Annotated in this window: 15 protein-coding genes and 1 tRNA gene; 11 read left to right on the top strand and 5 right to left on the bottom strand. The window is 66.5% G+C overall.

Annotated features, from left to right (window positions below):
* Positions 1-5 precede the first annotated feature (5 nt).
* The 3 genes from ACIBKY_RS54640 to ACIBKY_RS54630 all read left to right on the top strand — a co-directional run bounded on the left by ACIBKY_RS54640 (position 6) and on the right by ACIBKY_RS54630 (position 3,486).
* Complete coding sequence (locus ACIBKY_RS54640; protein ID WP_397110525.1) at positions 6-1,292, top strand: glutamate-5-semialdehyde dehydrogenase; 1,287 nt, start codon at positions 6-8, stop codon at positions 1,290-1,292.
* Positions 1,293-1,318: 26 nt separating this feature from the next.
* The gene (locus ACIBKY_RS54635) at positions 1,319-1,555 is read left to right on the top strand and encodes a hypothetical protein (protein ID WP_397110523.1); all 237 of its coding nucleotides are present in this window, start codon (positions 1,319-1,321) and stop codon (positions 1,553-1,555) included.
* Positions 1,556-1,635: 80 nt separating this feature from the next.
* On the top strand, positions 1,636-3,486 hold the full coding sequence (locus ACIBKY_RS54630; RefSeq protein WP_397110521.1) for a protein kinase: 1,851 nt from the start codon (positions 1,636-1,638) through the stop codon (positions 3,484-3,486).
* A gap of 152 nt (positions 3,487-3,638) precedes the next feature.
* Here ACIBKY_RS54630 and ACIBKY_RS54625 read toward each other — a convergent pair whose 3' ends face one another.
* Positions 3,639-4,661 (bottom strand): M48 family metallopeptidase, encoded by a 1,023-nt coding sequence (locus ACIBKY_RS54625; protein WP_397110519.1) that lies wholly within the window; start codon positions 4,659-4,661, stop codon positions 3,639-3,641.
* A gap of 87 nt (positions 4,662-4,748) precedes the next feature.
* On the opposite strand from ACIBKY_RS54625, the gene nadD reads away from it, so the two are divergent.
* From nadD to ACIBKY_RS54605, 4 genes are read left to right on the top strand one after another with little or no spacing between them, the layout of a single operon-like run.
* The gene (gene nadD, locus ACIBKY_RS54620; protein ID WP_379619193.1) at positions 4,749-5,363 is read left to right on the top strand and encodes a nicotinate-nucleotide adenylyltransferase; all 615 of its coding nucleotides are present in this window, start codon (positions 4,749-4,751) and stop codon (positions 5,361-5,363) included.
* Between the two features lie 25 nt (positions 5,364-5,388).
* Positions 5,389-7,260 (top strand): ABC transporter ATP-binding protein, encoded by a 1,872-nt coding sequence (locus tag ACIBKY_RS54615; RefSeq protein WP_397110517.1) that lies wholly within the window; start codon positions 5,389-5,391, stop codon positions 7,258-7,260.
* 38 nt (positions 7,261-7,298) lie between these two features.
* Positions 7,299-7,694 carry a ribosome silencing factor gene (gene rsfS / locus ACIBKY_RS54610; protein ID WP_184973159.1) on the top strand — a complete coding sequence of 132 codons (396 nt, stop codon included), beginning with the start codon at positions 7,299-7,301 and terminating at the stop codon, positions 7,692-7,694.
* Positions 7,691-8,311, top strand: a complete 621-nt coding sequence (locus ACIBKY_RS54605; protein WP_397110514.1) for a histidine phosphatase family protein — start codon at positions 7,691-7,693, stop codon at positions 8,309-8,311. The genes rsfS and ACIBKY_RS54605 overlap by 4 nt, the downstream gene beginning before the upstream one ends.
* On the opposite strand, the gene ACIBKY_RS54600 is transcribed toward ACIBKY_RS54605, so the two are convergent.
* Entirely contained in the window at positions 8,308-8,430 is a 123-nt protein-coding gene (locus tag ACIBKY_RS54600; protein WP_397110512.1) for a hypothetical protein, read from the bottom strand. The genes ACIBKY_RS54605 and ACIBKY_RS54600 overlap by 4 nt on opposite strands.
* A 317-nt stretch (positions 8,431-8,747) precedes the next feature.
* Here ACIBKY_RS54600 and ACIBKY_RS54595 point away from each other — a divergent pair.
* The 3 genes from ACIBKY_RS54595 (at position 8,748) to ACIBKY_RS54585 (ending at position 12,101) form a co-directional block, all read left to right on the top strand.
* Positions 8,748-8,820: transfer RNA gene (locus ACIBKY_RS54595), tRNA-Ala, on the top strand.
* A 630-nt stretch (positions 8,821-9,450) separates the two neighbouring features.
* The gene (locus tag ACIBKY_RS54590; protein ID WP_397110510.1) at positions 9,451-9,867 is read left to right on the top strand and encodes a hypothetical protein; all 417 of its coding nucleotides are present in this window, start codon (positions 9,451-9,453) and stop codon (positions 9,865-9,867) included.
* Entirely contained in the window at positions 9,864-12,101 is a 2,238-nt protein-coding gene (locus ACIBKY_RS54585) for an ATP-binding protein (protein ID WP_397110508.1), read from the top strand. Before ACIBKY_RS54590 ends, ACIBKY_RS54585 begins: the two co-directional genes overlap by 4 nt.
* On the opposite strand, the gene ACIBKY_RS54580 is transcribed toward ACIBKY_RS54585, so the two are convergent.
* From ACIBKY_RS54580 to ACIBKY_RS54570, 3 genes are all read right to left on the bottom strand, one after another.
* Entirely contained in the window at positions 12,098-12,301 is a 204-nt protein-coding gene (locus ACIBKY_RS54580) for a hypothetical protein (protein WP_397110506.1), read from the bottom strand. The genes ACIBKY_RS54585 and ACIBKY_RS54580 overlap by 4 nt on opposite strands.
* Before the next feature lie 325 nt (positions 12,302-12,626).
* Positions 12,627-13,109: a hypothetical protein gene (locus ACIBKY_RS54575; protein WP_397110504.1), complete on the bottom strand. Its 483-nt coding sequence runs from the start codon at positions 13,107-13,109 to the stop codon at positions 12,627-12,629.
* Positions 13,110-13,593: 484 nt separating this feature from the next.
* Positions 13,594-14,019, bottom strand: a complete 426-nt coding sequence (locus tag ACIBKY_RS54570) for a hypothetical protein (RefSeq protein ID WP_397110502.1) — start codon at positions 14,017-14,019, stop codon at positions 13,594-13,596.
* Between the two features lie 592 nt (positions 14,020-14,611).
* Here ACIBKY_RS54570 and ACIBKY_RS54565 point away from each other — a divergent pair.
* Complete coding sequence (locus ACIBKY_RS54565; protein ID WP_397110500.1) at positions 14,612-15,595, top strand: HEAT repeat domain-containing protein; 984 nt, start codon at positions 14,612-14,614, stop codon at positions 15,593-15,595.
* Positions 15,596-15,826: the final 231 nt, after the last annotated feature.

Below are 15,826 nucleotides of genomic sequence, written 5' to 3'. Positions count from 1 at the left end.
GTGCGATGTCCGATGAGTTCCTGAAGGTGGCCCATGCGGCACGAGAGGCCGCCGCCGAGCTGGCCCCGCTGCCGCGGGCGCCGAAGGACCGGGCGTTGCGCGCGATCGCCGACGCGCTTGTCGAGCAGGCAGCGCAGATCGTCGAGGCCAATGCCAAGGACGTGGAGCGGGCCCGCGGGCAGGGCACCTCCGAGGCGATGATCGACCGGCTGCGGCTGGACGTGAAGCGGGTGGAGGCCATCGCCGAGGCCGTCCGGCAGGTGGCCGACCTGCCCGATCCGGTCGGCGAGGTGCTGCGCGGCAGCACGCTGCCCAATGGGCTCGAACTGCGCCAGGTCCGGGTTCCGATGGGCGTGATCGGCATCATCTACGAGGGCCGGCCCAACGTGACCGTGGACGCCGCGGCGCTCTGCCTCAAGAGCGGCAACGCCGTACTGCTGCGCGGCTCGTCGAGCGCTTATGACTCCAACACGGCGCTGGTGCGGATCATGCAGGAGGCGCTGGAGGCCACCGAGGTGCCGTCGGGCGCGGTGCAACTGGTGCCGGGGCAGACGCGCGAGTCGGTCAAGGAGCTCATGCGGGCGCGCGGGCTGGTCGACGTGCTGATCCCGCGGGGCGGCGCGTCCCTGATCAACTCGGTGGTCGAGGAGTCGACGGTGCCGGTGATCGAGACCGGGGTCGGCAACTGCCACGTGTACGTCGACGCCGAGGCCGATCTGGACCTGGCGCTCGACATCCTGGTCAACTCCAAGGCGCAGCGGCCGTCGGTCTGCAACGCGGCCGAGACGTTCCTCGTCCACGCCGACGTGGCGGCGGAGTTCCTGCCCAAGGCGCTGGCGCGGCTGGCGGAGGAGGGCGTGACCGTCCACGGAGACGAGCGGGTGGCCGCCCATCCCGGCGTGGTGGCCGCGATCGAGGAGGACTTCTACGCCGAGTACCTCTCGCTGGACATCGCCGCCGCCGTCGTCGGCTCGCTGGAGGACGCGGTGGCGCACATCAGGAAGTACGGCTCCGGCCACACCGACGCGATCGTCACCCGGTCGCAGCGGGCCGCCCGCCGGTTCGTGGCGCTCGTCGACTCGGCGGCCGTGGCGGTCAACGCCTCGACCAGGTTCACCGACGGGGGCGAGTTCGGGTTCGGCGCCGAGATCGGGATCTCCACCCAGAAGCTGCACGCGCGTGGCCCGATGGGGCTGCCGGAATTGACGTCAACTAAGTGGATTTACACGGGCGAGGGACATCTGCGCACGTCAGAAGGCACGGTTATCTCAGCGTGTCAAGGTGGCAACTGAGAGTGACGTTGACTTGACTGGGGCGCATGGAGATTGTGATCGCCCTGGTCTTCGCCGGTGCCGTCCTGTTCGGCGCCGACCGGCTGCTGCTGTGGCTGGAGAGCCGCGGGCACGTCAACTGGCGCCGCAAGGGGCGTAGGGACCTGTCGAAGGAGCCACGGACTGAGCTCGACGACATCTTCAGCGACGAAAGCTTCCGCGACCAGAGCTTCCGGGACGAGAGTTTCCGGGACAAGAGCTTCAGCGACAAGACCAAGCGATAATCACGGCGCGCCTCGGGCGCTATCGGGGCACACCCCGCTAGGGTTGTGCCCCTTATGGGTGCGCCGAGCGGGGAGGGACGGTGAGCAAGCTCGGCAAGGTCGGGCCGTACACCCTTCTCGAACGGCTCGGCAGGGGCGGTATGGGCGAGGTGTACCTCGCCGGTACCCGCCGTGGCGAACGGGTCGCGATCAAGGTCCTCCGGGATCTGGTCGAGGATGAGTCCGCCCGCATTCGCCTGGAACGTGAGGTGCGTGCGCTTCGCCGGGTCGAGAGCCCTTATGTGGCCAAGGTGTTCGACGCCGATCTCGACTGCGCGCGGCCGTACCTCGTGATGGAGCACATCGAGGGCGCGACCCTCCTTGAGCTGGTACGGCGGAGCGGCCCCCTCGACGTCGGCGGCCTGGTCGAACTGGCGCACGGCATCGCCACCGCGCTGGCGATCACGCACGCGGCCGGGGTGATCCACCGCGATCTCAAGCCGGCCAACATCCTTATGAGCGAGCGCGGGCCGGTGCTCATCGACTTCGGCATCGCGCAGGTGCTCGACGCGACCCGGCTGACCATGACCGGCACCTTCCTCGGCACCCCCGGCTACACCGCGCCCGAGATCTTCGCCGACGAGCAGGTCGAGTCGCCCGCGGACGTGCACGCGTGGGCGGCGACGGTGGCGTTCGCGGCGACCGGGCGGCCGACGTTCGGGCGGGGGACGGCCGAGGCGCAGATGTACGCGGTGCTGAACGGGCAGGCCGACCTCAAGGGCGTGCCGGTGGAGTTGCTGCCGCTGGTGCGGGCGGCGTTGCACCGCGAGCCCGCCAAGCGGCCGACCGCCGCTCTGCTGACCGACCGGCTCTCCCGCCTGGCGCGGGCGACCGCCGCGGACGCGCCGCCGGTGGAGCGGGAGGACGGGCGCAAGGTCACGCCGGAGGTGCCGCCGCCCAGGGGGCGGGTGCGGGCGAAGGCGAAGGAGGAGTCCGCGCGCGGGCGGGTGGGCGAGGACGTCGCGACCCCGCCACCGCGTACGCGGCAGCCGCGCGGCAGAGGCAAGGACGAGCCGAACACGCCGGTACCCAGGGGACGGGGCAAGGACGATCCCGGCACACCGGTGCCGCGCGGCCGCACCGCCAAGGACGAGGCGGCGCGAGCGCGGGCGGCCAAGGAGGAGCCGGCGCGGAGCCGGGCGGTCAAGGACGAGGCCGTCCGGAGCCGGGCGCCGAAGGAGGACAGGGGCCGTACCTCCAAGGAGGATCTCGCGCGCGGGCGGGCCAAGGAGGAACTGGTGCGGGCGCGGTCCAAGGAGGAGGCGCCGCCGCGTACCCGGGCCAAGACCGGTGACAACCCCAAGACGCCCGTGCCGCGGGTGCGGGCCAAGGCGGGCGAGGGCGCGCGGCGCACGCGCGGCCGGGAGGCGACCACGCTGCCCGCGGGAAACACCGCGTTGCTGCTACTCGCGGTGCTGGCGGTGCCATGTGTGGTGGTGTCGGTGGTCTATCCCATCGCCTCGATCGGGATCACGACGGCGCTCGTGGTGCTGACCAGGACGTTGTGGATGAGCCACTGGATGGTACGGAACCGGGCCGGCAAGCGGATCCGGGTGCTGCTGCGAGCGGTGCTGTTCCCGTTCGCGCTGGCCGGGTCGGCCGTCACCGCGGTGGTGTGGCCGGGCGCCCCGGTCGCCGTCGTGGCCGGGGGCGCGCTCTGGGTGACCGGCGGCGGCGAGATCGCCTCCGACTGGTGGCAGCAGGCGGCGCCGGTCACGGTCGCGGCCGTGGTGTTCGGGGTGTTGTGCGGCGGGATCACCGGGCGCGAGATCGAGCGGATCGGCGCCCGGCTGCCGAACCTGCGCAGGGAAGGTCTACGCGCCCTGGCGGTGCTGGGCGGGTTCGTGGCGTTGTGCGCGGCCGCGGTCAAGGCGATCGAACTGCTGCTCTGAGATGCGGCGGGGTACCTCTGTCACGGTGCACGGACCGCCGTGACGGCGGGTACCCCGTCCGACGTGAGAAGCGACCCCCACGATCGGCGCCCGCCGGCGGCGGCGGGTGGCGTGAGGGTGGCTGCGCCGTAAGGGAGGAAAAGCCCTTTGATTCAGTTGTCCCTGCGGGAGAAGCGGTTGAAGATGCGCTCTCCGGCGTTGACGGCGCCCTCGGCGACGTCGCGCAGGACGCCGATGAACGGGTCCTGGGACTCCGACCAGGAGCGGCGGTAGGACTCCGCCGCGGCCTTGATCTCGTCGGTGACGCGGGCGTCGGCGTCGTCCTCGCGGCGCGGGTAGTCGCCGCCGATGATGCGGTCGTACTCGCCGCTGCGCTGCCACTTGTCCAGTTCGGCCACGCGCACCACGGCGAACGGGTGGGTGGTGCCGAGCAGGTTGAGCACCTTCAGGAAGCCGTCGCGCAGGTCGCCCGCGGTGTCGTACTCCTGGTACTGGGCGAGGAAGGCCTCGATGTTCATCTCGTGGGTGTAGTCGCCGCCGGCGAGCTTCATCAGCGCGCGCTTGGCGGCGTCGGGGTTCTGGCCGGTGAGCAGGCCGCCGCGGTCGGAGGACAGCTCCGACTTGCGGTACCACTCCTCGAGCCCCGCGACGATCGCGCGCAGGCCGATGTAGCCGAGCGGGATCCAGGCCACGCGCGTGGCGAGCGTGGTGAGGATGTCGAGCATGGTGCGGTAGACCGCGTGGCCCGACAGGATGTGCGAGGTCTCGTGGCCGATGACGAAGCGCTGCTCCTCCTCGTTCATGAGGTTGAGCAGGCCGGTCGTCACGACGATGAACGGGTCGTCGAAGCCGATGGCCTTGGCGTTGACGGAGGGGTCCTGCTGCACGTAGATCTCGGGGATGCGGTGCAGATCCAGGATGTACGCCGCGTCGCGCCCCATGTCATGCAGGGAGCGGAACTGGGTCTCGCTCACCCGCACGGCCGAGGCGAGGTACATGAGGCGGAGCCGCCGCTCGCTTACGAGGCCGGACATCTGCTTGAGAACGGTGTCGAACCCACTCAGCTTACGCAGAGCGACCAGAGCGGACCGGTCTGCGGGGTGTTCGTAGGCACGAGACGAGATGCCGGGTAGTTGGATGCGGTTGCGATCCGGGGTGGTCGTCATGCCCGGCATGCTACGTCGGCTGCGGGAGTGATGCGCGGTTCCTTGGTAAGGGGGTGGCTATGAGGCGGTGTACGGCTGGCGCGTAAGGTCCCAATCATGATGAATGCGCCCATGGTGCAGGGGAAGCGCCGTGTGGGAGTGATGGGCGGGACGTTCGATCCCATCCACCACGGCCACCTGGTCGCCGCGAGCGAAGTGGCCCACCATTTCGACCTCGACGAGGTGGTGTTCGTGCCTACGGGCCGGCCGTACCAGAAGTCCACGCGCGAGGTGAGCGCGCCCGAGGACCGCTATCTCATGACGGTCATCGCGACGGCGTCGAACCCGCGCTTTTCGGTCTCGCGGGTGGACGTCGATCGGCCGGGACCGACCTACACCATCGACACCCTGCGTGACATCTCGGAGATCTACGGGCCGGACTCCGACCTGTTCTTCATCACCGGCGCCGACGCGCTTGAGGCGATCCTCGGCTGGCAGGACGCCGACGAGCTGTTCGACCTCGCGCATTTCGTCGGCTGTACGCGGCCGGGGCACACGCTGCACGATCCGGGGCTGCCCGCGGGCAAGGTGACGTTGCTGGAGATCCCCGCGCTGGCGATCTCCTCCTCGGAGTGCAGGCAGCGTGTGGAGAAGGGCGAGCCGATCTGGTACCTGGTGCCGGACGGGATCGTGCAGTACATCGGCAAGAGGAATCTCTACAGCGCGGGATAGCCGGATTTATGGCGATCATGGGGATATGGCAGACGATTCCCTCGACGGACTGGAGCTGAAAGAGGAAGCCTGGTGGGCGCACGACGCGGAGGTCACCGCGTCCGGGCTGTTCACCATGCTGCGGCGGCTGCCCGCGCTGATCCGCGACGTGCTGGTGCTCAGCTGGCGTACCAGCCGGGCGGACACCGTCGTCATGATGGGCTCCACGCTGGTGTCGGAGGTCTTCACCGCGATCGGCCTGCTGGCCACGACGGACGTGCTCATGCAGTTGTTCTCCGCCGTGCCCACCCCGGAGCGGCTGGTCGCCGCGGTGCCCGGCATCGTGGCGGTGGTCGGCGCGGCGGTGCTGCGCTCGGCCTTCCGCGAGGCCGGCCAGTGGGCGCGGGACCGGCTCGATCCGCTGCTCATGCAGACCGTCCACAACCGGATGGTCAGGCTGACCACCGGCGTGGAGTTGGTCGCCTTCGACGACCCGGTCTTCCACGACCAGATGCAGCGCACCTCGATGACGGCGGTGCGCGGGCCGTCGATGTTGTTGTGGGCGGTGATGTCCACGCTGTCGGGCTTCATCGGCCTCGCGGCGGTCTCGGGCGCCCTGGGGGTCCTCCATCCGGTACTGCTGCCGCTCATCCTGCTCGCGGCGGTGCCCAGCACGTGGGCATCGGTACGCGTCGCCCGGGTCAACTACCAGGTCACCGCCGGGATCGCCGCCGCCAGGCGCAGGCAGGGCACGCTGCAGGACCTCATGACCGAGCGGCCCGCCGCCGCCGAGATCCGCTCCTACACGATGCGCACATACCTGCTGGCCGAGTTCGCCCGCATCTACCGGTGGGTCACCCGCTACGAGCTGCGCGCCGTACGCCGCCAGCAGGTGGCCGGGATCTGGGGCGGCATGTTCGGCGGCCTGGCCACCGGCCTCGTGTACGGGGCGCTCGGCCTGCTGCTGTGGACCGGGCAGGTGCACCTGGCCGTGGCGGCGACCGCCGTACTGGCCATTCAGCGCGCCGGCGGCGCCACCTCGCAGGCGCTCCACGGCGTCAACCGCGCCTACGAGGCGGGCCTGTTCTACGAGGACTACGTCCGCTTCTGCGCCGACGCCGAGGCGCGCGCGGAGGTCTCCGGCAGTACGGTCCCGCCGGCCGAGCCCGACCGCGTCCGCGTCCAGGGCATCGACTTCACCTACCCGGCCGCCGACACACCCGCGCTGACCGGGGTCTCCATCAGGATCGAGCCCGGTGAGATCGTCGCGCTGGTCGGGGAGAACGGCTCGGGCAAGACCACGCTGGCCAAGATCATCGGTGGGCTCTACCTGCCCGACTCGGGAACCGTCACCTGGGGCGGCGTCGACGAGCGCCGGATCGACCGGTCCGCGTTACGCGAGCGGATCGCGGTCATCGCCCAGGACTTCACCCACTGGCCGCTGACCGCCGGGCAGAACATCGCGATCGGGCGGCACGACTCGGGCGAGTCGCTGGAAGCCGCGCTGACCGCCTCGGGGGCTGACGCGGTCGTGGAACGCCTGCCGTACGGGCTGGAGACCATGCTCGACCCCAGCTACAAGGGCGGGACGGAGCTGTCGGGCGGGCAGTGGCAGCGCATCGCGGTCGCGCGCGGCCTGTACCGGGACGCGCCGCTGCTCATCTGCGACGAGCCCACGGCCTCCCTCGACGCGCGGTCGGAGCACGCGATCTTCGAGAGCATCCGGCGCCACGCCGTGCAGAGGACCGTACTGATGATCACCCACCGGCTGGCGAGCGTGCGCTGGGCGGACCGCATCTACGTGCTCGAACACGGGAAGGTAGTGGAGGAGGGGACTCACGTCTCACTCATGGAACGTTCTGGCATCTACGCCGAGATGTTCACTCTGCAGTCGAGGGCCTACACCGAGGAAGGGTAATCTCATAGGTAACCGATAGAGGAGGACTGACCCGCATCGTGACCGCATCCGACAGAGCCGTCCAGCTCGTCAAGATCGCCGCGGAGGCCGCGGCCGACAAGCTGGCCGATGACATCCTCGCCTACGACGTGAGCGAGCAGCTCGTCATCACCGACGCCTTCCTGCTCTGCTCCGCCACCAACGACCGCCAGGTCCGCGCCATCGTCGACGAGATCGAAGACAGGCTGCGCATCGAGGCCGACATCAAGCCTGTACGCCGCGAAGGTGAGCGCGAGGGGCGCTGGGTGCTCCTCGACTACATCGACCTCGTCGTCCACGTCCAGCACGAGGAGGACCGCACCTTCTACGCGCTGGAGCGCCTCTGGAAGGACTGCCCGGCGATCGGCCTGCCGGAGAGCGTGACGCACGCCAACATCCAGCGGGCCCGCTCTTGAGTAGACGCATCGTCTGCCTGAGGCACGGCCAGACCCTCTGGAACGTTGAGCACCGCTTCCAGGGCCACACCGACATCGCACTCGACGAGACCGGCCAGGCCCAGGCCGCGAGGGCGGCGTCGCTGCTGGCCTCGCTGAAGCCCAGCCTCATCGTTTCCTCCGACCTGAGCCGTGCCCACGACACCGCGTTGGCGCTCGCGCGGATCGTCAAGCTCGACGTCGCCGTCGACAAGGATCTGCGCGAACGCGGCGGCGGCGCCTGGGAAGGGCTGACCAGGGAGGAGATCCGGGCCCGCTGGCCCGAGGAGTACATCGCCTGGGAGGCCCCGGACGGCGAGCCGGTCACCGAGGTCGCGGCGCGGGTGGTCGCCGCGATGCGCCGGTGGGCGGCTCAGCTCGACGACGACGGCCTGCTCGTCATCGCCTCCCACGGCGCGGCGCTGCGGCTCGGCATCTGCGAGCTGCTGGGCCTGCCCGAGGAGCTCTGGCACACGCTCGGCGGCCTCGGCAACTGCAGCTGGTCGGTGCTGGAAGAGGGCCGCAAGGGCTGGCGCCTGCTGGAACACAACGCCGGTACGCTGCCGGAGCCCGTCAACAGTGACGACATCGAAACCTAGAGACTGATCGCCTCGGCCGCCTTGCTCGTATTCAGGAGTTTGGGCGGTACGAGGCGGAAGACCTGGTCGCGCACGGTCGTGTCGATGCGCCGCGTGGCGACGGCGCTGGGGGTGCCCACGATGGCCCTGCACCACCGGGTTGGCTCACACCGAGTGGATCATGCGGGTCGTGTCGGGGCTGGGGCTGGACCCGGAGGCGCGGGCCGTACAGGACACCGGAATGAGCGACGACCAGTGGATGGCCACGAGAGAGGCAGCCCTGAAGAGCTGATGCCCGCAACAAGCAGCTCGACCTGTACCTGGACGCCCTGTTCGAGTTCGGCCTGAGACGGCAGCTGGACGCCCTGGAGGCGCCGGCAAGGGCCGATTAGGCGAAACGACAGGATGCCGATATGCTCTCCGAGCGCCGCAACGAGCAGACTCGAAGCGGTGACCAGGGGCTATGGCGCAGTTGGTAGCGCGCTTCCATGGCATGGAAGAGGTCTGGGGTTCGAATCCCCATAGCTCCACTGGTGATCATGTGGCGGCACTCGGTACGAGTGCCGCCATTCTCGTTTCAAGGGGGCTTCGCATTAGGCGTTTCCCGCCTCGGGCTCAAGTGTTGTTGCCAGTCGAGTCGGAGTCGCGACCCCTGAAGAGCCTCGCTGGCGCTCGGGCGCCTCATATTGAGGGTGGGCTGGCTGTAGGGCTGACGTGTGATCAACGGCGGTGTCCTTGTGGACATCGCCGTTTTGCGTTGTGCGTGCAGGTGGGGAGCGATGGGTTCTGTCGGCTCGTCTGTTGCTACTCGGGGCTCGTCGTCGGCGTCGAGGTAGAGCCGGTGGAAGAACGCTTGGTTGAGCAGGTGGCGGGGGCGTTCTCGCTGGCGAGGCGGTACAGCTTGTGGGGTTGGGTGAGCAGGTCCGGTGCGGTCGTCAGGGCTTTGTGGCCGGCGTCGAGGTCGGGCTGCTCGGTGCGAGCGAGCTGGGCTTGGAGGCGCGCGCGTTCGTCGCTTAGTGCCCGTAGCCGCTTGGCGATCTTCTCTTCCAGCCAGTCGGGAGCTGCTACCAGCTAGATAGACCAGTTTCGGCCACTGTCTGCATGATTGGCTATCAGGATGCTTACAGTGAGTTCTGGAGGCTACTGCGAGGGGGTGTGGGATGGATCCGATCGTGTTAGCGGCGGCCACAGCACTGGTCGGTGCGATGGCTACCGATGTCTGGCAGCAGAGCCGAGCCGCAGTGGTGGCCTGCTGGCGCAAGTTGCGGCCTAACGAAGCCGCAGGTGTAGAGGCTGAGCTGGAGACGACACAGCGCAAGCTCCTGGCAGCCCGTCAGAGTGGAGACAGGGACACTGAGCAAACCCTGACTGCCATGTGGCAGCTACGGTTGCAGCATCTGCTGGAGGAGGATCCTCCCACCGTCGGCGCGCAGTTGCGGCACTTACTTATAGAGCATCTGGCTCCCGTCCTACCAACCGCTGAGCAGGCGCGGCTCCAGCAGACCATCAACGCTCATGCCTATGGTCAATCCCGACAATATATCGCAGGCCGTGACCAGCACATCGGTGGCACATGACCGTCTTCGATGGTGAGTCTGAGCTCGCCCGGGTCCAGATCGAGGCCCACGCCGATGGGCGTGCGCGGCAATACATCGCTGGACGAGACCAGATAGTCAATGTTGTATTGCCGCAAACTCCTGCGGTGGCGATGTGCACACTGCCGCGGGACGTGGCGGCGTTCACCGGCCGCCATGCTGAGCTGCAGCGGCTTATTGCTGATGTCAAGCTGTCGAGAGGGATAAATATTCACACTGTGGACGGCATGCCTGGGGTGGGCAAAACTGCACTGGTAACACGGGCGGCGCACTTACTTATTGAAGAGTTTCCTGATGGGCAGTTGTTCGTGAACTTACACTCCCACACGCCAGGTATGTTGCCCGCCCGCCCCGCCGACGTGCTTGCAGACCTCTTGGCGCATACTGGTATGGCTTCACAAGAAATCCCCGAAGGTCTGCAAGCGCGAGCGGAGCGCTGGAGGAGCCGCCTCGCCGGGAAAAGAGTTATGCTGATTTTGGATGATGCTATTGATCATAGTCAGATCGAACCGCTTCTGCCCGGCGTAGGCGAATGCCTGGTTTTGATTACCAGCCGTCGCCGATTGATCGCCTTGGAAGGCGCTTCTCCACTTCCTGTGGGCACGTTGCCTGCCAGGGAGGCTACTGAGCTTTTCGCGCACTTAGCCTCGTTGAATATGCGAACTCTTGCTGACATCGATGCTGCAGCCACTCTGACAAGGCTGTGTGGGAACTTGCCGCTGGCTATCGCGCTGTTAGCTGGACGGATGGCGCACCATCCGCAATGGGACATCACTACTCTGGCCGCACGTTTTGCGGCCGAACAGCAGCGCCTTACTGTGCTTGCCGCCGGAAATCGAGCAGTTGCCATCGCGTTCGAAATGTCCTATCAGGGCCTACCTCAACAGCGACAACGGTTGTTTCGCTATCTCGGCCATCATCCTGGTTTTGAGATTGATGCTTATGCAACAGCTGCTCTCCTAGGCATTCCTCTAGATCACGCCAGTGCTGAGCTAGACGCCCTGTATTGTGATCACCTCGTCGAGGAACCCAGCCTCGGGCGCTACCGTCTTCATGACTTGATTAGGGACTACACCCGAATACTCGCCACGCGGAACGACTCCGGTGAGGACCGCGCTCATGCTATTGCACGACTGCTAACTTACTATCGATACACCGCTCACATCGCAGATCGCCACTTGGCCCGCTCTATCCATCCCGGTCCTCATACGGATGCGCCGCCAGCCATTCCCGTGCCGACATTTACCGATATGCGTACGGCTTTAGCTTGGATGCGCACTGAAAAGAACAATTTGTTGGCCTGTCTAGATTATGCCGCCACTCATGATTATCACGAATACGTCCTCGCCATCACTGCCGCTATGGCGGACTTCCTTAGTCGGGATGGTCACTGGCAACAGGCCGTCACCCTCCATTCTTTTGCTGTGACCGTCGCAAATCTCCACCGAAATGAGATCGCCGAAGCCAACGCACTTCAAGATCTAGGTAAAATTCTCCGCGTGATTGGAGACTCTACGCAAGCAGCTGTGCACCATGATAGGGCATTGGCGTTGTACCGAGGTTTGGGTGATCGTCTGGGGGAGGCTCACGCTCTGCAGGCGCTTGGATGGGTTAGTTATGAGACGGGGGCTTATGTAGAGGCGGTCGAACTGCAGACGAAAGCGTTGGCGATGTACCGAGATTTGGGTGATCGTCTGGGGGAGGCTCATTCTCAGCGGGCGCTTGGATGGGTTAGTTATGAGACGGGGGCTTATGTAGAGGCGGTCGAACTGCAGACGAAAGCGTTGGCGATGTACCGAGATTTGGGTGACCGTCTGGGGGAGGCTCATTCCATTCAGGGGCTAGGGTGGATTCGGCGCGCGACCAGAGAATACGCGCGAGCGATTAGCCGACATGAGGAAGCGCTAATCATCTATCGAGAACTCGGTGATTCTCATGGTGAGGCCAACTCGCTGCAAGAGCTTGGCTGGATTATGTATGAGGTTGGACAGAACGGGCGAGGAGTCGAGCTGCAGCAGCGAGCGCTAAACATGTATCGAAAACTTGGTGCGCGCCATGGTGAAGCACATTCCCTTTGGGCATTGGGATGGCTCCGACATGAGACCGAGAATTATGAGGAAGCTGGCGAGTTGCAGGAGCAAGCACGAGCTTTGCTGCTGGCACTTAATAATCCTGCGCCAAATCCTCCTCGGAAGGCCGGTGTCCCAAGGCGTTAAAGAGAGTCGGAGGCTTCATTGTTTGCAATGCTTTGATTGAAACTTGCAATCGGCTCTATGGCTTGATTGCGGTTTTCGATTAGCCGCTGCAACGCGTACTCAAAGGGTGACTGAGATGCCTCATTGGGACGCAGTATGGCCGTGAGATCCGCGTCGCGCACATCAATGGGAACATTTTCGGCTTGCTCATTGTCTATCACAGTTTTTATGTTATCAGCTCTGGTATTTAGCGTGCCATGATGTCGGCTCCAATCTCGATGGCTCAGGGGACGGTCGTCCCGGTTGAACTATGCGGGTAGGCGGAGGTTTCCGCCTGATCGTCTTGTTTCGTTCGTGTGCCGGGGTGTGCGTAGGCGTCCGAGGCGCTCGATGGGCGGCGGGTTCCACGGGCCCGCGCGGGCGCCGGTAACTCCTTCCTCATCCCGGTGGGGCATATTCGAGCCGGGCAGGTGGGGGCTGGCAGGGCGCACAGGCGTTACCGGCAGATCAGCAACGCGTTCTTCCACGGCCAGGTGGCGCTGATCTTCAGGGCCCGCCGGCGGGTGTGACAGACCAGCCGGGTGGACAGGTGCCACAGGCAGTAACGGAGGACTGAGGTTCGGCGCGAGCCAGCTCCGGGTCGTCGTGCAGACCGAGCAACGGGTCCAGGCAGCCAGGTCGGCCGCAGGGTTGGCCGTCAGCACTCAACAGCTCGGCCGCTTGCGTATGCGCGAGGACCTCGCCGTCCCGGCTGATGGCGGCCTGCCGGGCGTTCTTGGGCAGCTTGGCGATCGCGCTCCCGTCCGTTTCGGTGATCTTCCAGCCGACGGTGAAGCAGACGGTGCGCCGGGTGGTGTTCAGGCCCTTCATGTGCTCGACCAGGTCCTGGGTGGCCTCAATCCCGCTCAAGGTCACAGACCCGGTATGGATGGTCTTCCAGGTCAACTTCGCCATCTGACATGTGGAAGGGCCGAGATCGTGGCGTAGCGGTGGCTGGGTGCGGTGCCGGAGATCGAGGAGCCTGGACATCTACTGCTCGTAAGCAGGCGCGCACCCTCGACAGCGAAATAATGATCAATGTGTGAGGTGCATCAGCGTGTATCTGATCGTGGCAGGCTTTGCTTGATCTAATATTGCAGCTCCTCAACCAGCAGCGGGGTGTTCGAGTAAGCGGTAAGCAGGTCCACAAGCATGGTCTTGCCCTCTGCGCCCTTCCGGCGTGGGGGGCAAGGCTGTTTTCTCGGGTTTACAAGCACAGTGCTTCGCTCCGCTCGTTCTTCCAGTCGAGCCGTGGGTTCGACCCCTGTTCGTGCTTCGCGCGCTCTTTTGAACCCGCCTGTTGGGCGGTTGGCGCCCGCCCTGATCATCGGCCCTCGCTTCGCTCGGGCGTCTTGATCGGGCGCGCGGCTTGCGCGTGGGGTGAGGGTGAGATCGATCCGTCTCCGCCGCCGGTCTGCGATCTCGGCGGCCAGCAGCGGAGATGGGGCGGGTTCGCGATGTGGTAAGCCCAGGATTACGCCGGGGCGTAGTCCAGGCTGTAGAGGGCGTCGTCCAGGTTGAAGATCAGGGTTCCGTTGCCTCCCTCGATGGTGTCGGAACCGAGATGGTCGTCGGCGTCCGGAAAGTCTTCGTCGTACAGGGACACCGCGTCGCCTGTCCGGGCCAATCGGTTGATCGGCATGGTGCGGGGGCCGCTGGAGTCGCAACTGATCGGGGCGCTGGATGACCAGACGGTCTGGCCGTTGAGTTTGAGGTAGAGCTCGTCGCCGCCCGCCGCGTCCGCGTTTTCGTAGCAGGTGAGCGACTTGAGGGTCACGGTCGCCTGGACGGCGCGGGGCGGGGTGGCATGGGAGGCGGGCGCTGCCGCTTGGGCGGGCGCCGTGCTGAGAGTGAGCAGGGCGGCCAGGGTGAGTACGCCGGGTGCAAGGTGGCGTCGCATCAGGGGCTCCTTGAATTGAGCATGATTACTATCGGTTGCTTTGCAGGAGCAGATAGTAACTTAGTTGATCGTCGCGCATTGGGACCCGTCCTATCGGCCTGCCTCCGGCGAGACGGCACGTTCGATCAGATCGCGGGACCCCGGTGGTCACGGCTGCGCCCTCGCGAGCACGGCGATCGCCGGGACGGAGGTGACGCGGCCGGACCGGGTAGATGGCACCGACCGTTCCGACCGGACAGCCGTGGAGCTGGCAACCTGCAGGTGCCGCTAACGGCGGCGATGATCGGCGACAAAGCCGGCATGGGTGGCGCGTGCGTATGATCATCGCGTTGAGCCCGCGGAGTCGGTGGCACCAAGGGTCGCTGCGGACGCGGGTGTCGGCGACGCACGGAAGCTTGGCCACAGACAGCGGCGGCGTACGGCGAACCCGCCAGGCACCGGCGCGGGCATGCCTCCGGCGGGATCTCCAGGCCCGAGATGATGCCTCGTGTGGACACCGTGGACGTCTTCGATCCGGCATGTGAACGGAAGGTCACCCGCCCCGAAGAAAACGAATGGCTGAACGGCGCAGGGGCATGCGACCATCCGCCTTATGGAACTCATCGCCGAGGCGGTGGAGCTCGCCAGGAACGCCACCCACCTGGGCGACCACGACCAGGCGTGGCAACTGGTGAAGAAGGCGGCGGAGGCCCCGGAGAACGCCTCCGAGCTGGGCTTCACCATGGCGAGGTCGCTCGATGCGGCCGAGCGAAAGATCGGCTTTGACCTGCTGGGTTGCCTGGTGCACACCGACGAGTCGCTGCCGGACCGGGTGTTGTCCGCCGGCCTGGACCTGATCGCGTCGGAGACCGATCATTCCGTCCTGGCCGCGATCGCGCGGGCGTTGGGCTGCACGGGCGATGAGCGAGCCGTGCCGGGACTGCTGCGCATGGCCGATCATCCTGATGAGGACGTCCGCTTCTACGTCGCGTGGTCGCTGCCGATGGGCTGCGAGGGAAACGATGCCGTGATCGAGGCGCTGATCCGGCTGAGCGCCGATCCCGAGGATGAGGTGCGTAACTGGGCGACGTTCGCCTTGGGAAGCCAGTGCCAGGCCGACAGCACGGCGATTCGGGGTGCCTTGTGGGCACGCCTCGATGATCAATACACCGAGGCGCGTGAGGAGGCGATTGCCGGGCTGGCCCGCCGTCGGGATCGCCGGGTCATACCGCACGTGGAGCGAATCCTGGAGAGGGGCGGGGTCGGCGGCACGATGTTCACGGCGGTCGCGTGCCTGGGGGATCCGGCGCTGGTGCCGTACCTGGAGGACTACGCGGGCGACGACGTCGCCGAGGCACTGCGTGAGTGCGATTCTGAGGCGCGCGCCGCTCGCGATGCCTTCGCCGCCGACCTGACCCGGGCGTTGCACAGTCGCATGCCGGGCCTCGACTTCGGCGTGTACGGCGAGATATGCGAACCTGGGCTCACGCTGTCGGCCCGCGAGAACACCTATCACTGGTCGGTCGAGCCGCTCCTTGACCGCGCGGGCGGGGACCCGCTCAGAGCCGCAGACCTCGTCGCCGGCCACCTCTCTTGAGGCTTCCGCCCGTGTGGAGGATCAGCCCGCGCTACGCGCGTTCGGGTTCCAGGCGGTTCTCCAGCCGAGTTGAAGGTCCCCCTCCGGGTTTCAAGGCCGGCCACGACGCGTGCGTGGTGCCGCAGAGCTGACCTTCGGCTAGATCGTTGATGTGAAATTCGCTGATCGTGTGCGGGCATGGCGAAGGGCGTCCAAGATCGGTTTGTGAAGACTGAGCTGGACGCCCTTCTG

The organism is Nonomuraea sp. NPDC050394 (assembly GCF_044459065.1).
Taxonomy (GTDB): domain Bacteria; phylum Actinomycetota; class Actinomycetes; order Streptosporangiales; family Streptosporangiaceae; genus Nonomuraea.
Note: the sequence above shows the minus strand (reverse complement) of the source record. Positions and strands in the feature narration are given on the sequence as shown.

Excerpts from the sequence above, each read along its gene's own strand:
- ACIBKY_RS54640 (WP_397110525.1), top strand. The coding sequence starts at position 6 with ATGTCCGATGAGTTCCTGAAGGTGGCCCATGCGGCACGAGAGGCCGCC.
- ACIBKY_RS54635 (WP_397110523.1), top strand. The coding sequence starts at position 1,319 with ATGGAGATTGTGATCGCCCTGGTCTTCGCCGGTGCCGTCCTGTTCGGC.
- ACIBKY_RS54625 (WP_397110519.1), bottom strand. The coding sequence starts at position 4,661 with ATGCCGGGCATGACGACCACCCCGGATCGCAACCGCATCCAACTACCC.
- nadD (WP_379619193.1), top strand. The coding sequence starts at position 4,749 with ATGATGAATGCGCCCATGGTGCAGGGGAAGCGCCGTGTGGGAGTGATG.
- ACIBKY_RS54615 (WP_397110517.1), top strand. The coding sequence starts at position 5,389 with ATGGCAGACGATTCCCTCGACGGACTGGAGCTGAAAGAGGAAGCCTGG.
- ACIBKY_RS54590 (WP_397110510.1), top strand. The coding sequence starts at position 9,451 with ATGGATCCGATCGTGTTAGCGGCGGCCACAGCACTGGTCGGTGCGATG.
- ACIBKY_RS54585 (WP_397110508.1), top strand. The coding sequence starts at position 9,864 with ATGACCGTCTTCGATGGTGAGTCTGAGCTCGCCCGGGTCCAGATCGAG.
- ACIBKY_RS54575 (WP_397110504.1), bottom strand. The coding sequence starts at position 13,109 with ATGTCCAGGCTCCTCGATCTCCGGCACCGCACCCAGCCACCGCTACGC.
- ACIBKY_RS54570 (WP_397110502.1), bottom strand. The coding sequence starts at position 14,019 with ATGCGACGCCACCTTGCACCCGGCGTACTCACCCTGGCCGCCCTGCTC.
- ACIBKY_RS54565 (WP_397110500.1), top strand. The coding sequence starts at position 14,612 with ATGGAACTCATCGCCGAGGCGGTGGAGCTCGCCAGGAACGCCACCCAC.